The 17,113-nt window shown below is 45.1% G+C and carries 15 protein-coding genes; 11 read left to right on the top strand and 4 right to left on the bottom strand.

The window, feature by feature from the left end; all coding sequences use genetic code 11:
• Positions 1-195 precede the first annotated feature (195 nt).
• A complete protein-coding gene (gene fieF, locus AACT23_RS14730) occupies positions 196-1,104 on the bottom strand; it encodes a CDF family cation-efflux transporter FieF (protein ID WP_010318335.1) in 909 nt (302 codons plus the stop codon).
• A gap of 122 nt (positions 1,105-1,226) precedes the next feature.
• On the bottom strand, positions 1,227-1,724 hold the full coding sequence (locus tag AACT23_RS14735) for a CpxP family protein (RefSeq protein WP_019281508.1): 498 nt from the start codon (positions 1,722-1,724) through the stop codon (positions 1,227-1,229).
• A gap of 183 nt (positions 1,725-1,907) precedes the next feature.
• Here AACT23_RS14735 and AACT23_RS14740 point away from each other — a divergent pair, with 183 nt between their 5' ends.
• The 3 genes from AACT23_RS14740 (at position 1,908) to AACT23_RS14750 (ending at position 4,570) form a co-directional block, all read left to right on the top strand.
• A complete protein-coding gene (locus tag AACT23_RS14740) occupies positions 1,908-2,594 on the top strand; it encodes a response regulator (protein ID WP_013855837.1) in 687 nt (228 codons plus the stop codon).
• Positions 2,594-3,994: an envelope stress sensor histidine kinase CpxA gene (gene cpxA / locus AACT23_RS14745; protein ID WP_094127518.1), complete on the top strand. Its 1,401-nt coding sequence runs from the start codon at positions 2,594-2,596 to the stop codon at positions 3,992-3,994. The genes AACT23_RS14740 and cpxA overlap by 1 nt, the downstream gene beginning before the upstream one ends.
• 99 nt (positions 3,995-4,093) lie before the next feature.
• Positions 4,094-4,570, top strand: a complete 477-nt coding sequence (locus AACT23_RS14750; protein WP_094125367.1) for a tRNA (cytidine(34)-2'-O)-methyltransferase — start codon at positions 4,094-4,096, stop codon at positions 4,568-4,570.
• 96 nt (positions 4,571-4,666) lie between these two features.
• On the opposite strand, the gene cspE is transcribed toward AACT23_RS14750, so the two are convergent.
• Together cspE and AACT23_RS14760 are read right to left on the bottom strand one after the other, a co-directional pair.
• Positions 4,667-4,879, bottom strand: coding sequence for a transcription antiterminator/RNA stability regulator CspE (gene cspE / locus AACT23_RS14755; RefSeq protein WP_013855834.1), 213 nt, complete (start codon positions 4,877-4,879; stop codon positions 4,667-4,669).
• 286 nt (positions 4,880-5,165) lie between these two features.
• A complete protein-coding gene (locus AACT23_RS14760) occupies positions 5,166-5,669 on the bottom strand; it encodes an FxsA family protein (RefSeq protein WP_038149154.1) in 504 nt (167 codons plus the stop codon).
• A gap of 479 nt (positions 5,670-6,148) precedes the next feature.
• Here AACT23_RS14760 and aspA point away from each other — a divergent pair, with 479 nt between their 5' ends.
• The 8 genes from aspA (at position 6,149) to pyrI (ending at position 17,059) form a co-directional block, all read left to right on the top strand.
• Positions 6,149-7,603 carry an aspartate ammonia-lyase gene (gene aspA / locus AACT23_RS14765; RefSeq protein WP_017042195.1) on the top strand — a complete coding sequence of 485 codons (1,455 nt, stop codon included), beginning with the start codon at positions 6,149-6,151 and terminating at the stop codon, positions 7,601-7,603.
• 148 nt (positions 7,604-7,751) lie between these two features.
• A complete protein-coding gene (locus AACT23_RS14770; protein WP_017042196.1) occupies positions 7,752-9,065 on the top strand; it encodes an anaerobic C4-dicarboxylate transporter family protein in 1,314 nt (437 codons plus the stop codon).
• Positions 9,066-9,580: 515 nt separating this feature from the next.
• Positions 9,581-11,026, top strand: coding sequence for a YfcC family protein (locus tag AACT23_RS14775; protein ID WP_026027156.1), 1,446 nt, complete (start codon positions 9,581-9,583; stop codon positions 11,024-11,026).
• Between the two features lie 848 nt (positions 11,027-11,874).
• Positions 11,875-13,098 carry an arginine deiminase gene (arcA, locus tag AACT23_RS14780; RefSeq protein ID WP_017046788.1) on the top strand — a complete coding sequence of 408 codons (1,224 nt, stop codon included), beginning with the start codon at positions 11,875-11,877 and terminating at the stop codon, positions 13,096-13,098.
• 73 nt (positions 13,099-13,171) lie between these two features.
• On the top strand, positions 13,172-14,083 hold the full coding sequence (gene arcC, locus AACT23_RS14785; RefSeq protein WP_013855827.1) for a carbamate kinase: 912 nt from the start codon (positions 13,172-13,174) through the stop codon (positions 14,081-14,083).
• A gap of 114 nt (positions 14,084-14,197) precedes the next feature.
• A complete protein-coding gene (locus AACT23_RS14790) occupies positions 14,198-15,208 on the top strand; it encodes an ornithine carbamoyltransferase (RefSeq protein ID WP_013855826.1) in 1,011 nt (336 codons plus the stop codon).
• Between the two features lie 441 nt (positions 15,209-15,649).
• Positions 15,650-16,579, top strand: coding sequence for an aspartate carbamoyltransferase (gene pyrB, locus AACT23_RS14795; RefSeq protein ID WP_017042200.1), 930 nt, complete (start codon positions 15,650-15,652; stop codon positions 16,577-16,579).
• A 15-nt stretch (positions 16,580-16,594) separates the two neighbouring features.
• On the top strand, positions 16,595-17,059 hold the full coding sequence (gene pyrI / locus AACT23_RS14800) for an aspartate carbamoyltransferase regulatory subunit (protein WP_017042201.1): 465 nt from the start codon (positions 16,595-16,597) through the stop codon (positions 17,057-17,059).
• Positions 17,060-17,113: the final 54 nt, after the last annotated feature.

The raw sequence follows: 17,113 nt of genomic DNA on the forward strand, positions 1-17,113 counted from the left end.
ACAGCAAAATCTTTCTAATCTGTGCATAATGTTACCTTTCCTAAAGAGGAATACTACTGTTATTTGCACGAAATTATGTAAGTTTGCTACTTATGTAAGAGTATTACAGTTTTGAGTTAATGCTTTGTTGATTCATATCAGAATCAGGCTTATTTATTGTTCTTAAAAAGATAGTTAATAAGCGCGTTTTTGTCGCTACCACCCTTGTGATTTTTGCTTTTTTTCTGGTCCAAACACCACAGAATAAGGATCTTGGTGGATTAATACATCAGCTCCCGGGAAAGCCTCGAGTAGCTTATCTTCCACCTCATCGGAAATGCGATGCGCCTCAATCAAGCGGATATTGTCATCTAGTTCCAGATGTAACTGAATGAATCTTACAGGTCCAGACATGCGAGTTCTTAATTGATGCACACCCAACACACCAGCCACAGAAAGACATTCTGTGCGGATTTGCTTCAATTCCTCATCAGGTAACTTACGATCCAATAAGGTCTGAATGGCCTCTTGCACCATACGAAAAGCGCTGTAAAGAATATAAACGCCAATGCCGATCGCAAAGATGGCATCGGCCTGTTTAAAGCCAAACCAGCTCAATATAAGCGCGATCATAATCGCCGCATTCATGAACAAATCGGTTTGGTAATGCAATGAATCCGCAGCAATGGCTTGGCTGCCCGTTTTTTTCACCACATGCTTTTGGAACAACACTAAGCCAAAAGTCACTAGCATTGCAAACAGGCTGACATAAACGCCATATTCAGGAGAAGTTAATTCGTGTGGGCGGAAAAAACGGTCAACCCCATTGAGGATAAGAAAACAGGCCGAGCCTGAAATGAACATCGCTTGGGCAAGAGCCGCAAGCGATTCCGCCTTACCATGACCAAAGGCGTGCTCTTTATCTGCGGGCTGCAGTGCGTAACGCACCACAATTAAATTGACCACGGAAGCGGCAATATCAAGTAAGGAATCAATCAAGGATGCGAGTAGGCTGACCGAGCCAGTAACCCACCAAGCGATCACTTTTACTATCAGCAACAATGAGGCTACAAGGGTTGCTGTCCAGGCAGCAAGCGTAACAAGGCGTGCGTATTCTTGTTTCATATCACTAAAATCAGCTTGAGAATGAGCAGGTAGTATACCTTCTCAAATTAAGAATGAATATGACACAAAAATGAACAGGCCTCACCCGAGGCCTATTATCAATGATTAGCGGTTATCAATGACTAGCTATTTTTTTTCATGTGCTTAGGACCATTTTCCATGCACTTCTGCATGCGATCTTGTTGTAGCGTTTGCAGTTTTGCTTTTTGTTCCGGAGTTAGCACACTCATCATGTCATGACGTTTTTCTAGCATCTTGACACGGTGAGCGACCTGTTGATCGACCATCTCTTTGGCTAGTTCATTTGCCGCTGCCGCATCAAAGTTCTCAGCGAGCACGAGAGCTTGTACTTTGTCATGGTGCGCTTTCATTTTCGCTTGGCGTTGACCTTTGTGCTCACCCTTCATCGCTTCGCGATTCGCCTCACGCATTCCTTTCAGCTTTGCTTGTTGATCAGACGTCAAATCAAGCTGCTGCATCATGCCGCGATCAAAACCGCCACACTCATCATTTGGGCCTTTATGCTGATCTTTACCACCAAATGCAAAGACGCTTGCTGTGCTAAGAGTCAGAGGAAGTATCACCGCCGCAAGTACTAATTTTTTTGCCATTTTCATCATCTATTCCTTCACTAAGTGGATTCTAACAGGCTGTATTCACAGCGCTTGAGTGTAGAATAGGGCCTGTACGGTAAAGCAACGTATAGTGAGCGTAAAGAATCGTAAAGAGCTTACCGCTCACTGAATATCTTGCCTATTTCGCAGTAAACTGTACCCATAACTTCCCCAACGACGAGGCGACACATGGCGCATATTCTTCTGATTGATGATGATACTGAGCTCACCAGCTTACTAAAAGAAGTCTTGAGCTATGAAGGCTTCGATGTCTCTGAAGCGAATGATGGAGAGAGCGGGCTCGCGGCCATTCATGATCGCATTGATCTTGTCTTACTCGATGTAATGATGCCTAAACTTAATGGGATGGAAACGCTGAAAAAGTTACGTGAAAACTGGCATACCCCGGTATTAATGCTCACCGCCAAAGGAGAGGAGATCGATCGCGTCATCGGTCTAGAACTCGGCGCGGATGACTATTTACCGAAGCCTTTCAGTGACCGAGAGCTGCTGGCACGCATTCGCGCGATTTTGCGCCGAACCCAAACCAGCAATGGCACCAAACATAATGAAGTCATTGAGTGCCAAGATATTCAAGTATACCCCAGCAAGCAGGAAGCCTATTGCCAAGGGCAATTGCTGGACCTTACCACCACGGAATTTGCCTTGCTGACTCATTTTGTGCAAAACCCAGGCGAAACCTTAACTAAAGAAGCGCTCAGCCTTGATGTTCTAGGAAAACGGTTGGCGGCCTTTGACCGCGCGATTGATATGCACGTCTCGAATTTACGCAAGAAATTACCTGAGCGTGTCGATGGTAAATCACGGATTAAAACGCTGCGTGGTCGTGGCTACCTCATGATTCTGGAGGATTAATGCGCCTACCTAAAATCAACAGCCTTTATGGCAGAATTTTTGCCATTTTTTGGTTTACGATGCTGCTGGTGCTGATCGCAGTATTAGCACTGCCGCACCTTGATCCTCGTAAAACCCGTGATATACCTAGCGATGAATACCAACGTCTTACACACTTAAAACAAAAAATAGAGAGTATGTTTAAAGATGAGCATGAACTCACACGCATCCTCTTTCGTTTAGAAAGTAGCAGCAACAAGCGTGGTGAAGGGCACATGCGCGAGAAGAACGGCACTCCACAATTCTTTATCACAACGCCAGATGGCACAATTCTCACCACCAAAACTCAAGCCGACTTTAAGTTTAAAGCACTCCAAAATTTCGTGACCAGCATTGAATCCATTGATAAGCCACAACAGAAGCTCTATGGCCGTTATATGATTTCAGGTCCATTGCCAATTACCCTTGCTAAGCAAGATCTACTCATGTTTGTCGGTATTCGCTGGAATGAGCCCCCTCCGTTCTTATTGCAACTATTCGACCGTCCGTTCGGCCTACTGCTTGCCGTGATGCTCGTCAGTACACCACTACTCTTATGGCTCGCATGGGCATTGAGTCAACCCGCCAGCCGCCTCGAGCAAGCCGCCAAACGGGTCGCTCGCGGCGAATTTGTGGTCGACCCAAGCTTAGAAAAAGGCACCAGTGAATTTCGCCAAGCAGGAAAAAGCTTTAACCAAATGGTAGAAGCCGTCAATCAGATGATTTCTGGCCAGCAGCGATTGCTGTCGGATATTTCACACGAACTGCGCTCCCCTTTAACGCGACTGAGAATGGCCAATGCACTTGCCACTCGAAAACAAGGTAGCAGCTCAGAATTGGAGCGGATCGACACCGAAGCACAGCGTTTAGAGCAGATGATCGGTGAACTTCTGACGCTTTCGCGTATGCAAACCAATAGCCATCTCAGCCGACAAACTCAACCGCTATCCAGTTTATGGGAGGAATTATTGAGTGATGCCCAATTTGAGGCGGAGCAGATGGAAAAAAGACTCACCTATAATGCGATTCCACCGCACACGATTTCCGGTACACCAAAACTGCTGATGAGCGCATTGGAAAACATTGTGCGTAACGCCATTTACTATGGCAAAGATGAAATCAATATTACCTTTTCGGTCGAAAAAGGCAGACTATCGGTTTGCGTGGAAGACAATGGTGAAGGCGTTCCCGAAAACGAGTTAGACGATATTTTCCGCCCCTTTTATCGTGTTTCCACTGCGCGTGATAGGCACAGTGGTGGTACAGGGTTAGGTTTAGCCATCACCGAAAGTGCCATTCGTCAACACAGCGGTACGATTCACGCAAGTCGCAGCCAATTAGGTGGGTTAAAAGTACAATTCACGCTCCCATTGGATAGTTAAATTCCACTTATGCCTATATTGCCAAATAACGGGTGACTTGTACTCAATAGGCTCGTCACCTTATACTTCCGGCCCACACTCCTTAAGAGCAGCTATACCATGTTTGATATCGCACTTTACGAACCTGAAATCGCCCCTAATACCGGAAATATTATTCGCTTGTGTGCCAATTGCGGCGCTAATTTGCATCTTATTGAACCGCTGGGTTTTGATCTAGAAGAGAAGAAAGTGCGCCGTGCAGGGCTTGATTACCACGATTTAGCGCGCGTAACGCGTCATGCCAACTTGGATGCTTTTATGGACTACCTCAATGCAGAGCGCGAAACGTACCGGATTTTTGCTTGTACCACTAAAACCACGGGGCACCACGTCGATGCGCAGTTTCAAAAAGGGGATGTGTTGATGTTTGGCCCAGAAACTCGTGGATTACCAGCGCAAGTCATCGCAAGCCTACCGATGACACAACGTATTCGTATTCCGATGATGGCAGAAGCTCGCAGTTTAAATCTCTCTAATGCGGTAGCTATTATTGCGTTTGAAGCGTGGCGTCAAATGGGCTTTGAAGGTGCGCAATAACAGCGCTAGTGCTCTAAAACGGTAGGAAGATAAATCACCAAATAGCAAAAAGGCCGCCTAGGCGACCTTTTTATTAATTCTAGATATTAGGCTAGATTACAGAACAGTTACTTGAGCTGCTTGTAGGCCTTTTTGACCGTTTTCTACATTGAAAGACACTTTTTGGCCTTCAATTAGAGTTTTGAAACCGTCAGAAGCGATTGCATTGAAGTGTACGAACACGTCAGCGCCGCCGTTATCTTGAGTAAGGAAGCCGAAACCTTTAGTTTCGTTAAACCATTTTACAGAACCAGTTGTTTTGTTAGACATAATGTGTCCCTTTTATTTAAATTCATAAAGTTATCGCGCTTATGCGCAATGCACTGATAGATTGAATTATTTAATGTTACTAATAAGGTAAGGGAAACACTGAGGACATCAACTTTTACGATGGGATTCTGAGAATTTACTTTTACTTTTATTTTTTGTTTCATTAATAACCCCTGAACAACAGAGCGAGGTAACTATATTCGCTAACGTTGCACTAAGCAATCTATTTCGGCATTTAATTTTTACAACTCAAAACAATAGAGTAAGAAACACCATAAAAAGTCTTTTATTTCAACCTATTATGCTCATCATCTTTACGTTCAAATTCACCTTCGAAGGTTTTTCCCGTTTCAGATGGTTCAAAGTCACGATCAAATGGGGCTTTGTTATGACGGCTATCATCAAACTGCGCCTGAAAACGGCCTGATACACCATTCACCACCACTTTATTCATCAAATAGTTGGCAAGCAAAGCCCGAGGCGCAGGCAATAACACCACCATACCAAGTGCATCGGTCAAAAAACCCGGTACTAAAAGTAGCACACCCGCCACCGCCAGCATCACGCCCTCAATAATTTGCTGCGCAGGTAGCTCACCTTGGTGCAAACGGTGTTGAACGCTAAGTAAAGTTTGTATCCCTTGACTACGAACCAATGATGCACCAACAAATGCCGTAATCAGCACCAAGGCGATAGTTGGCCACATACCTAGCAAGCTGCCTACTTGGATAAAGAGACCAATTTCAATGATTGGCACAAAAATAAAAGCCAGAAGTAAGATTGGAAACACACGCCCTCCTTTGTTTATTGCTCTCACCTTACCGTCAACCACAGGCGACTACAACACTCAACGCTCAATCAAAGAGCACCACCTCGCAGCCTAAATGACTAAATAGAGCCAGTATCTATCTTAAAATAGACCGAATATTGGCTCTATCTGAAATCCATTCATTCGCTCATTTTGCTAACAAAACCTGAACAAATCTCATACCACACAGACAAATCCAACCGCCGGCATCACAACTATTTATCAACGCGATAACTGTTTTTAAAACCTAAAAATAACGCATGTGAGTGCGTATCAAATTTTCATAAAATATTGACCTAAAAGGTGATCCACTTACTATTTTTTAAATCTAGGTTGAGTATGATGTGCCACAGAAGTCAGGACGGATTTTCCAGCCTAAAATTCTGACGAATGGATTCTTAAACTGCAGAAATGGCTAATAATTTCACTAATTATCAGAATAATTCTCTAAGGATCCTGTTATGGCTACCCTATCAGAAACGACAGCTGCTACAGCTAACTCAGCCACTCGTATCGAAGAAGATCTATTAGGTCAACGTCACGTTCCTGCTGACGCGTATTACGGCATTCATACACTGCGCGCTATCGAAAACTTTAATATTTCAAAATCAACCATTTCTGATGTGCCTGAATTTGTACGCGGTATGGTGATGACCAAAAAAGCCGCCACGCTAGCCAACAAAGAGCTCGGCGTCATTCCAAGCCAAGTGGCTAATTACATCCTCCAAGCGTGTGACTTGATCCTAGAAACAGGTAAGTGCATGGATCAATTTCCGTCAGACGTATACCAAGGCGGCGCCGGTACTTCTGTCAATATGAACACCAACGAAGTGATCGCAAACCTTGCTCTGGAATTGATGGGTAAAGAAAAGGGTCAATACGAGTTCATCAACCCCAATGACCACGTTAATAAAAGCCAATCAACCAACTGTGCTTACCCTACTGGTTTCCGCATTGCGGTATACAATAGCATCCTGAAACTGATTGATTCTATTGCCTATCTAAAAGGTGCGTTTGAGCTAAAAAGCCAAGAGTTCTCTGGCATTTTGAAAATGGGTCGTACTCAATTGCAAGACGCCGTACCGATGACCGTAGGTCAAGAGTTCCGCGCTTGGGCGGTCACCATTAATGAAGAGATCCGCAACCTAGAGTACACCTCTAAACTGCTGCTTGAGATCAACCTTGGCGCAACAGCGATCGGTACTGGCCTGAATGCGGCGCCGGGATATCAAGCGGCGGCGGTGAAACACCTTGCTGCGGTGACTGGCTTAGCTGTGGTACCAGCGGAAGATTTAATTGAAGCAACCTCTGACTGCGGAGCTTATGTTATGGCGCATGGCGCGCTAAAACGCCTTGCTGTGAAACTCTCTAAAATCTGTAATGACTTGCGTCTTCTTTCATCTGGCCCTCGAGCGGGTCTAAACGAGTTGAACCTACCTGAACTGCAAGCTGGGTCTTCCATCATGCCTGCAAAAGTAAACCCTGTGGTGCCTGAAGTGGTCAACCAAGTGTGCTTTAAAGTACTTGGTAACGACAACACTATTTCCTTTGCCGCAGAAGGTGGCCAATTACAGCTAAACGTGATGGAACCTGTGATTGCACAAAGCATGTTTGAGTCAATTGAAATTCTTTCAAACGCCTGCATAAACCTTCGTGACAAGTGTGTTGACGGCATCACTGTCAATAAAGAAGTGTGTGAAGCTTACGTATTCAACTCTATCGGTATCGTGACTTACCTTAACCCATATATTGGCCACCATGAAGGTGACATCGTGGGTAAAATTTGTGCGGAAACGGGTAAGAGCGTACGTGAAGTGGTGCTTGAGCGAGGCTTACTCACCGCCGAAGAGCTCGATGACATCTTGTCCGTCGAAAACTTTATGCGCCCTCAGTACAAAGCGAAACGCTACGAATAATCAAAAAAGGCTCTGATTCAGAGCCTTTTTACTTTCTACAAGTTATTAAGTGAGAAAAAATTGCGTTACATCATGGCGCAAAGCATACCGTTCAATATCGCTGAACCTGTAGAATGACCCTATTTTTCATTATCTTTAGGAGTATAAGATGTTCTTAATTGAGTTCCTTATCGTATTAGGATGTATCCTAATTGGTGCAAGGATTGGTGGTATTGGGCTTGGTGTGATGGGCGGTATTGGCCTTGCTGTACTGAGCTTTGGATTTGGCATGCAACCAACCAGCCCACCGATTGATGTGATGTTGATGATCATGGCCGTGGTTGCAGCAGCAGCCTCAATGCAAGCGGCTGGCGGTTTAGATTATTTGATCAAAATTGCCACTAACATTTTGCATAAAAACCCTCGCCACATCACTTTCATCGCCCCTTTGGTAACTTACTTTTTTACAATGATGGCTGGTACAGGTCACGTGGCCTATTCAGTACTGCCCGTTATTGCTGAAGTGAGCCGTCGCAGTGGTATTCGTCCAGAACGTCCTTTAGGTATGGCGGTGATCGCGTCACAATTTGCGATTGTAGCTAGCCCAATTGCGGCCGCCGTCGTGGCGTTAGTCGCCTTCTTAGAACCACAAGGCATCACGCTAACGGATGTGTTGATGATCACCATCCCAAGTACCATTCTTGGTTTGGCTTGCGCGTGCTTATTCGTCAATAAAATCGGTGTTGAGCTGAAAGACGACCCAGAATATCAACGTCGCTTGCAAGACCCAGAATTCCGCGCAGAGATGGAACAAGAAGTATCGATTGCTGATATTCAAATCACGCCACAAGCGAAAAAATCGGTCGGGCTATTTTTGTTCGGTGCCATTGTGGTGGTGGTGATGGGTGCATTGCCTAGCTTGCGCCCACAATTTAACGGATCAGCCATGGGGATGGCGCACACGATTGAAATCGTGATGCTGTCTATCGCGGCGCTGATCATTTTACTGTGCAAACCTGACGGCAACGCCATCAGCCAAGGTTCCGTATTCCATGCAGGTATGCGTGCTATCGTGGCGATCTTCGGTATCGCTTGGTTAGGTGACACCTTCATTGCTGGCCATGGTGCCATGGTCAAAGAAGCGGTCTCTGGCTTAGTGGAAGTCGCACCATGGACATTCGCGTTCGCGTTATTTGCTCTGTCGGTGATGGTCAATAGCCAAGGCGCAACAACAGCCGTGTTAGTCCCTGTTGCAATAACCTTGGGTTTGCCACCAGCCATTATTATTGCGGTTTTCGTTGCCGTTAACGGTTACTTCTTCATTCCAAACTACGGCCCTATCATCGCATCTATCGACTTTGACCGGACTGGTACCACCCGTATTGGTAAGTATATTTTCAACCACAGCTTTATGCTCCCTGGCTTGTTAAGCATGGTGTTTAGTATTGGTTTTGGTTTGTTGTTCTCCAATATTTTGATGTAATCTCTACTATTGTTATAAGGGAGCTTTGGCTCCCTTTTTATTTGTTACGTATAAAATATTGATACATATCAATAAAGCAATAAATAATTACTTCTCTTCATTCATTCAGCTTAATGAATAAAATTTCAATATATTTACCCTACAACGATTATCCGCCTATATCCATGTCTTCGAATAAAAAGCGTAAGAATATAATTCCATTATTTACACTCAATTACCCTAAATTAAATTCCCTAAAAAAATGGTGTGTAACTCGGTACTATTTTTTTGTGAAGCAAGACAAAGTTACGCTTTAAAACTCACCTTAGAATTTATACAGATATCTGAGCAAGTGAGCATTTATGTTCACTTAATAATAATTAAAACTTTTCATTTAACGTATTTAATTGAAGTTCCAATAACTTTTTATTCTTTCACCCCTAATAGATAATATTTTAATGGGCTGGAAGACTGAAGAACATTAGCCGCTGAACACACTCAGAATCTCGTTGTTCTCTGAGTGTAAGGAGATCGCTATGACAACCCAAACTGTATCCACGGAACCTAAAGGTGGCTTCTTTGCTAACTTTAAGTTTCCTTCCGCTTACACCATCCTTTTCATTCTAATTGCTCTTGTGGCCCTTTTAACCTGGATTGTGCCTGCCGGTCAGTATCAGCGCACCATGAATGAAGAACTGGGCAAAGAAGTGCCTATTGCGGGAACTTATCAACACGCAGAAGGTAACCCACAAGGGGTGATCGATGTGTTGATGGCACCGATTGACGGCTTTTATGACCACAACAGCTACGAAGCTGCCGCGATTGACGTGTCTCTGTTCATTTTGGTCATTGGTGGCTTTTTGGGCCTAGTGACCAAAACAGGTGCGATTGATGCGGGCATTGAACGCGTAACAGCGCGGCTTGAAGGGCGTGAAGAGTTGATGATACCCATCCTGATGGCGCTGTTTGCCGCAGGCGGTACGATTTACGGTATGGCTGAAGAATCCTTACCTTTCTACACCTTACTCGTACCTGTGATGATGGCCGCTCGTTTTGACCCACTGGTTGCCGCCGCTACCGTACTGCTTGGCGCGGGTATCGGTACGCTGGGCTCCACTATCAACCCGTTTGCCACCGTAATTGCGGCCAACGCAGCGGGCATTCCGTTTACTGATGGCATCATGTTGCGCTTAGCAATGTTAGCTGTCGGTTGGGTTATCTGTGTACTGTACGTGATGCGCTACGCGAAAATGGTGCAAGCAGATCAAAGCAAATCGATTGTGTACGACAAGTACGAAGAGAACAAAGCTCACTTCCTTGGCAACCAAAGTGGAGAGAAACTCGAATTCACCGCCACCCGCAAAGTTATTTTGACCATTTTCGCGGCCGCTTTTGGCGTGATGATTTATGGGGTATCTGTTGCTGGATGGTGGATGGCTGAGATCTCAGCGATGTTCTTGGGTGCAACCATCATTATCGGTTTAATTGCTCGTATGAGTGAAGAGGAATTCACCACCAGCTTTATTGATGGTGCACGAGACCTATTAGGCGTAGCGCTGATCATTGGTATCGCACGCGGCATTGTGGTGATCATGGACCGCGGGATGATCACCGACACTATTTTGTTCTCAGCCGAGCAAATGGTTACTGGCCTTTCATCCGTCATTTTTATTAACGTAATGTATTTACTGGAAATTCTTCTCTCTTTCCTTGTACCTTCGTCTTCTGGCCTTGCGGTATTAACCATGCCCATCATGGCTCCATTGGCTGACTTTGCAGGCGTTGGCCGCGACCTTGTCGTCACGGCTTACCAATCGGCTTCAGGGATAGTCAACCTCATCACGCCAACCTCTGCGGTAGTGATGGGCGGCTTAGCAATTGCTCGTGTACCTTATGTTCGCTGGGTGAAATGGGTCGCACCACTGTTAGGCATATTGTGCGTATTCATTATGCTATCTCTCAGCCTAGGTGCGATGCTATAGCGCCAAACTGATGAACGATACGATATGTCGTAGGTGAAAACCGCGTCACACCCTTTAAAAGCCGCATGATTGCGGCTTTTTTATTGGCAGGCCGACTTAGGCTCATTGGCTGCGCAGCTACCCAGTTCTAAACATGATACGTTAGCCAAATCAGGAAATGATGGCTTTCAACGTCGTTAGATAACCATTAGTTTTGATGGCTATTTTTTTATAGCAATCGGCTGGGATAAATAACCACTTTTGGTGACTAAATAAAACGCGGCCTATATTCCTTTATCACCAAATTCAGATCGCCTGCTATGTCATCTCTCATTTTCCGTCCTCTATTACGCCCATTCAGACAAAACATCTACATTAGAAAGCCTGCGTGAGATCAAGTTTTATTAAGAAAGTTATGTTAACACAGCCCATTTCTTCGACTCACATTCAACTATATACCCTTTTCAAGTGCATATTCTTAACCAATTCGATGAATTATCGATGTGTTTTTGGTGCATAAAATTCCCAACCAAAATACCGAGCCTATATGGAGTAGTGCTGCGTGAGATTTAAATTGAATGAACATCCATAAAAAAAGCAGTAATAAATATGACACTCACAATATAAACACTGCATAAACATTGTTAAAAAACTATTATTTTCGCCGAATTTCAATATAAATCATTCTGTGATGGACCTCTAAGAACATATACAGACCAAGGGTAATATTAATTGCAGAACAAAGAAGTGAATAAATAAATTCATACTGAATTCCCTACAGAAATAATTATGTATTTATCCAGAACAAGTTGAATTTAATGTCAAAAATATAACGGCATAAATGCATATAAATTAAGAGAGATACTATTATGAGTAAGTTATATGTTGGTTCTGAAATTGGTCAATTACGTCGAGTTCTTGTTCACCGCCCAAGACGCTCACTCACTCACTTAACACCATCCAACTGTCACGACCTTTTGTTTGATGATGTATTGGCCGTAGAGCGTGCGGGGAAAGAGCATGATGCGTTCACACAAACGCTACGTGACCAAGGTGTTGAAGTTTTACTGCTGACCGATCTATTAGCCGACACGCTAGCGGTTCCCGTCGCAAAAGAGTGGCTGCTTACTCAACAAGTATCGGATTACCGCCTTGGCAAAACATTTGCGAATGACGTGCGCTGCTACCTCAGCGATCTGCCAAACCTTGAATTGGCAAAAATCCTGACAGGTGGTTTGTCTTACGCTGAAATGCCAATGAAATCCTCTTCAATGATGCAAGGCTTGCATGCACCAACCGATTTCATCATTGAACCACTGCCAAACCATCTCTTTACTCGCGATACGTCTTGCTGGGTATACGGTGGCGTGTCAATCAACCCGATGGCAAAACCTGCACGTCAACGTGAAACCAACCATGTGCGTGCGATTTACCGCTGGCACCCAAGCTTTGCGGGCCAAGACTTCATTAAATACTTCGGTGATGACGAGAGCATTAATTACGATAATTCAACCATTGAAGGTGGCGACGTTCTTGTAATTGGCAAAGGTGCAGTACTGATTGGTATGTCTGAGCGCACCACAGCGCAAGGTGTTGAACACTTAGCTGCGGGCCTATTTAAACATGGCCAAGCGAAGCAAATCATTGCGATGGAACTACCAAAACACCGCTCTTGCATGCACTTAGATACCGTCATGACACACATGCGTGAAGACACCTTCTCTGTTTACCCAGAAGTAGTACGCAAAGATGTGAAATGCTGGAGCCTCACAGGCGATGAGTCTGGTGCAGTGAACGTCAAAGAAGAAGGTTACTTCGTGACCGCCATCGAAAAAGCACTTGGCGTTGACAAGCTCAACCTAATCACAACGGGCGGTGACAACTTCAACGCAGAACGTGAACAGTGGAACGATGCAAACAATGTCCTAACCGTCAAACCTGGCGTAGTGATTGGCTATGAAGGCAACACCTATACCAATGAAAAATACGACAAAGCAGGCATCACTGTTCTGTCTATTCCTGGTGACGAATTGGGCCGTGGCCGTGGCGGCGCACGCTGCATGAGCTGCCCAATTGAGCGTGACGGTATCTAGCCCTTAGGTTAATCAAATGGGTTGAGGCAAATTTCCTCTGCACGCCTCAACCCATCTTAGAAGAGATAGAATTATGAGCAAACAAACTGTTGTTGTTGCATTAGGTGGAAACGCGCTACTTCGTCGTGGTCAGCCATTAGAAGCAGATGTTCAACGTCGCAACATTGAAATTGCAGTCAAAACCATTTCCGAAATAGCCAAACACTATAACGTGGTGCTGGTGCATGGCAATGGCCCTCAAGTTGGCCTGCTGGCACTACAAGGTCTCGAATACAAAAAAGTAGCGCCGTACCCACTCGACGTATTGGGCAGTGAAACTCAAGGGATGATTGGCTACATGTTGATGCAAGAGTTCAAAAACATGCTGCCTGAACGCAACATTTCGTGCATGTTGACCCAAATGATGGTCGACCCGAAAGACCCTGCATTTGCCAACCCAACTAAACCGATTGGCCCAGTTTATCAAGAAGCAGAAGCGCGTGAATTGGCTGAGAAATACCACTGGACAGTCAAGCCCGACGGCCAATACTTCCGCCGTGTGGTTCCGAGCCCTCAACCGATAGGCATCGTCGAACATGATGCGATTTCCCAGCTTATCAGTGCTGGTCATTTAGTGATTTGCACCGGTGGTGGCGGTATTCCAGTCAAACGTGAAAACGGCAAATTAGTCGGTGTAGAAGCAGTGATCGACAAAGACATGTCTGCTGCCTTTCTTGCCAAACAATTGAACGCCGACGCGCTGCTCATTTTGACCGATGCTGACGCCGTTTACCTTGATTGGGGTAAACCAACCCAACATGCGCTGCGCAGCACAACGCCAAGCGAGCTTGCCAACTATCAATTTGATGCTGGTTCTATGGGGCCAAAAATTGAAGCCTCGTGCGAATTCATTCAACAAGGCGGGAAAGTCGTTGGGATCGGCGCGTTAGAAGATGGCCTACGCATCTTAGAAGGCACAGCAGGCACCAACATTACGCGTGACTAAAACATTGTTTTTAAATCTATTTTATAAACCGAATCTGTTTTTAACTTTAAACAAATATTAACGCTTTCTTCCACCCTCTCATCAGAAGCAAGCGTTGCAAATGAGGAAAAGATCATGGCTTTTAACTTACGCAATCGTAACTTTCTAAAACTTCTTGATTTCACTCCACGCGAAATCCAGCACCTATTGGATCTATCACTTGAGCTGAAAAAAGCCAAATACAACGGTTATGAGCAGCCTCGTCTCAAAGGCAAAAACATTGCACTTATCTTTGAAAAAACCTCAACTCGCACTCGCTGTGCATTCGAAGTAGCGGCGTTTGACCAAGGTGCTCAAGTCTCCTACTTAGGCCCATCAGGTTCACAAATTGGCCACAAAGAGTCGATGAAAGATACCGCGCGCGTCTTAGGCCGCATGTATGACGGCATCGAATATCGCGGCTTTGGTCAAGAGATCGTTGAAGAGCTTGGTGCCTACGCTGGCGTACCAGTATGGAACGGCTTAACTGACGAATTCCACCCAACACAAATTTTGGCTGATTTCCTTACCATGATCGAACATGGCCGTGGCAAACGTCTCCATGAAATGAAATTTGCCTACCTCGGTGATGCACGCAACAACATGGGTAACTCCTTGATGGTGGGCGCTGCGAAAATGGGCATGGACATTCGCCTTGTTGCACCAAAAGCGTTCTGGCCAACCGAAGAATTAGTCGCGGAATGTCGCACTATTGCAAAGCAAACAGGCGCGAAAATTACGCTCACAGATGATGTTCAAGAAGGCGTTCAAGGTTGTGATTTCCTTTACACCGATGTTTGGGTATCGATGGGCGAAGCGAAAGAAGCATGGGCAGAGCGCATTGAATTGATGCTGCCTTACCAAGTGAATATGGCGATGTTAAAAGCCACTGGTAACCCACATGTGAAATTCATGCACTGCTTGCCTGCTTTCCACGGCGAAGATACCACCGTTGGCAAAGAGCTTGCGAAAAACTACCCAGTGCTTGCCAAAGGCGTTGAAGTGACCGATGAAGTGATTGAATCTGAGCATTCCATCGTGTTCGATGAAGCTGAAAACCGCATGCACACCATCAAAGCCGTGATGGTGGCCACCTTAGGTAACTAACTTAGGTAACGAATAGTAGATAATGAATCGTCTACTTCATCTCTTTGATGTTGAATCGATGCGAGCTTGAATAAAGCTCGCATTTTTTTTCAGTCAATAACACTCACAAATCGCGCTTATGCTTTAGCTGTAAACGCGTAGTAAATAACATCGAAATCAAGCTAATTTCGCATAAAAATCCATTTTCTGGATATTTTCCAAAGAGTATTGCCAGCGTGTTTTTTGTCCGTATAATCCTTCGCAATTTGTCTAAACGGAGCAGAAAATGAACCGCAGCACTCCCCATCAACGCCATCCATTACACCCGGCGCCGGTCGAGTTAGCTGTTTTGTTTTTCTGTTCTGAACGTTATTGAAGCCTCCTATTTTAGGGGGCTTTTTTTTAAGCAAAATTTCGCAAAGGCTAGTAGCCAAAGCGAACCATACAGAGGGAAGACACGTTATGGCGCATTCGTTATTTAACAAGCACATCATTTCCATTCCAGAACTGAGCCGCGCGGAACTGGAGCTGATTGTTGAAACTGCAACAAGGCTTAAAGCGGAACCAAACCCTGAACTTCTCAAAAATAAAGTGGTGGCAAGCTGCTTCTTTGAACCTTCTACACGTACCCGTTTGTCGTTTGAAACGGCAGTGCAGCGCCTAGGCGGCACAGTGATTGGTTTTGATAATGGTGGCAATACGTCACTTGCCAAGAAAGGGGAAACCTTAGCTGACTCGGTGCAAGTTATTTCCTCTTATGTCGATGCATTTGTCATGCGCCACCCACAAGAAGGCGCTGCACGTTTAGCCTCTGAGTTTTCCAACGGCGTTCCCGTAGTCAACGGTGGCGATGGTGCTAACCAGCATCCCACTCAAACCTTGCTCGATCTGTTTTCCATTTATGAAACGCAAGGCAGGCTCGATAACCTTAACGTCGCGTTCGTCGGCGACTTAAAATATGGCCGCACCGTCCATTCGCTCACCCAAGCCTTATCGAAATTCAACAATGTACGTTTCTTTTTTATCGCCCCAGAAGTGCTGGCGATGCCGGATTACATTTGCGAAGAGCTCTCAGAGGCTGGCATTGCGTTTAGTTTGCACGCCAGCATTGAAGAGGTCGTGCCTGAACTGGATGTGCTGTACATGACGCGCGTACAAAAAGAGCGCTTTGATGCATCCGAATACGCACATATGAAATCGGCTTACATCTTAACCGCAGAAACATTAAAAGAAGCGCGCCACAATTTAAAAGTGCTGCACCCACTGCCTCGGGTCGATGAAATCACCACCGATGTCGATAAAACACCTTACGCCTACTATTTCCAACAAGCCGAAAACGGCGTTTATGCGCGTGAAGCTTTATTAGCCCTTGTTCTTAACCCAACCTTATAAGTAGGAGATAACATCATGGTAAAAGAGACCCAATTGCAAGTTGAAGCGATTCGTAACGGTAGCGTGATTGACCATATCCCTGCCAACCTTGGGATCAAAATTCTCTCTTTGTTTAAGTTAAATGAAACCAATCAACGTGTGACGATTGGCCTAAACCTACCCTCTTCTGCGTTAGGTAATAAAGATCTGATTAAAATAGAAAACCTTTATCTCACCAAAGAGCAAGCGAACCAATTAGCACTGTATGCCCCGAAAGCCACCGTCAATCAAATTGAAGAGTATAAAGTGGTCAACAAACTGACCCTCACTTTGCCAGAGAGAATTGACAGCGTATTTCGTTGCCCAAACAGCAACTGCATCTCTCATGGCGAGCCTGTCGAGAGCCGCTTTAAAGTGCAACTCAAACAAGAGAATGTGCATCTCAAATGCCACTATTGTGAGAAAGTATTCTCGCGCGAAATCATGACTGAACGTTGCTAAAACAGCACTAAGCGCGCATCCATCGCGTTTACAGCCCTGCCAGCCTCCAGCGTC

The organism is Vibrio sp. V09_P4A23P171 (assembly GCF_963875615.1).
Classification (GTDB): Bacteria; Pseudomonadota; Gammaproteobacteria; order Enterobacterales; family Vibrionaceae; genus Vibrio; species Vibrio anguillarum.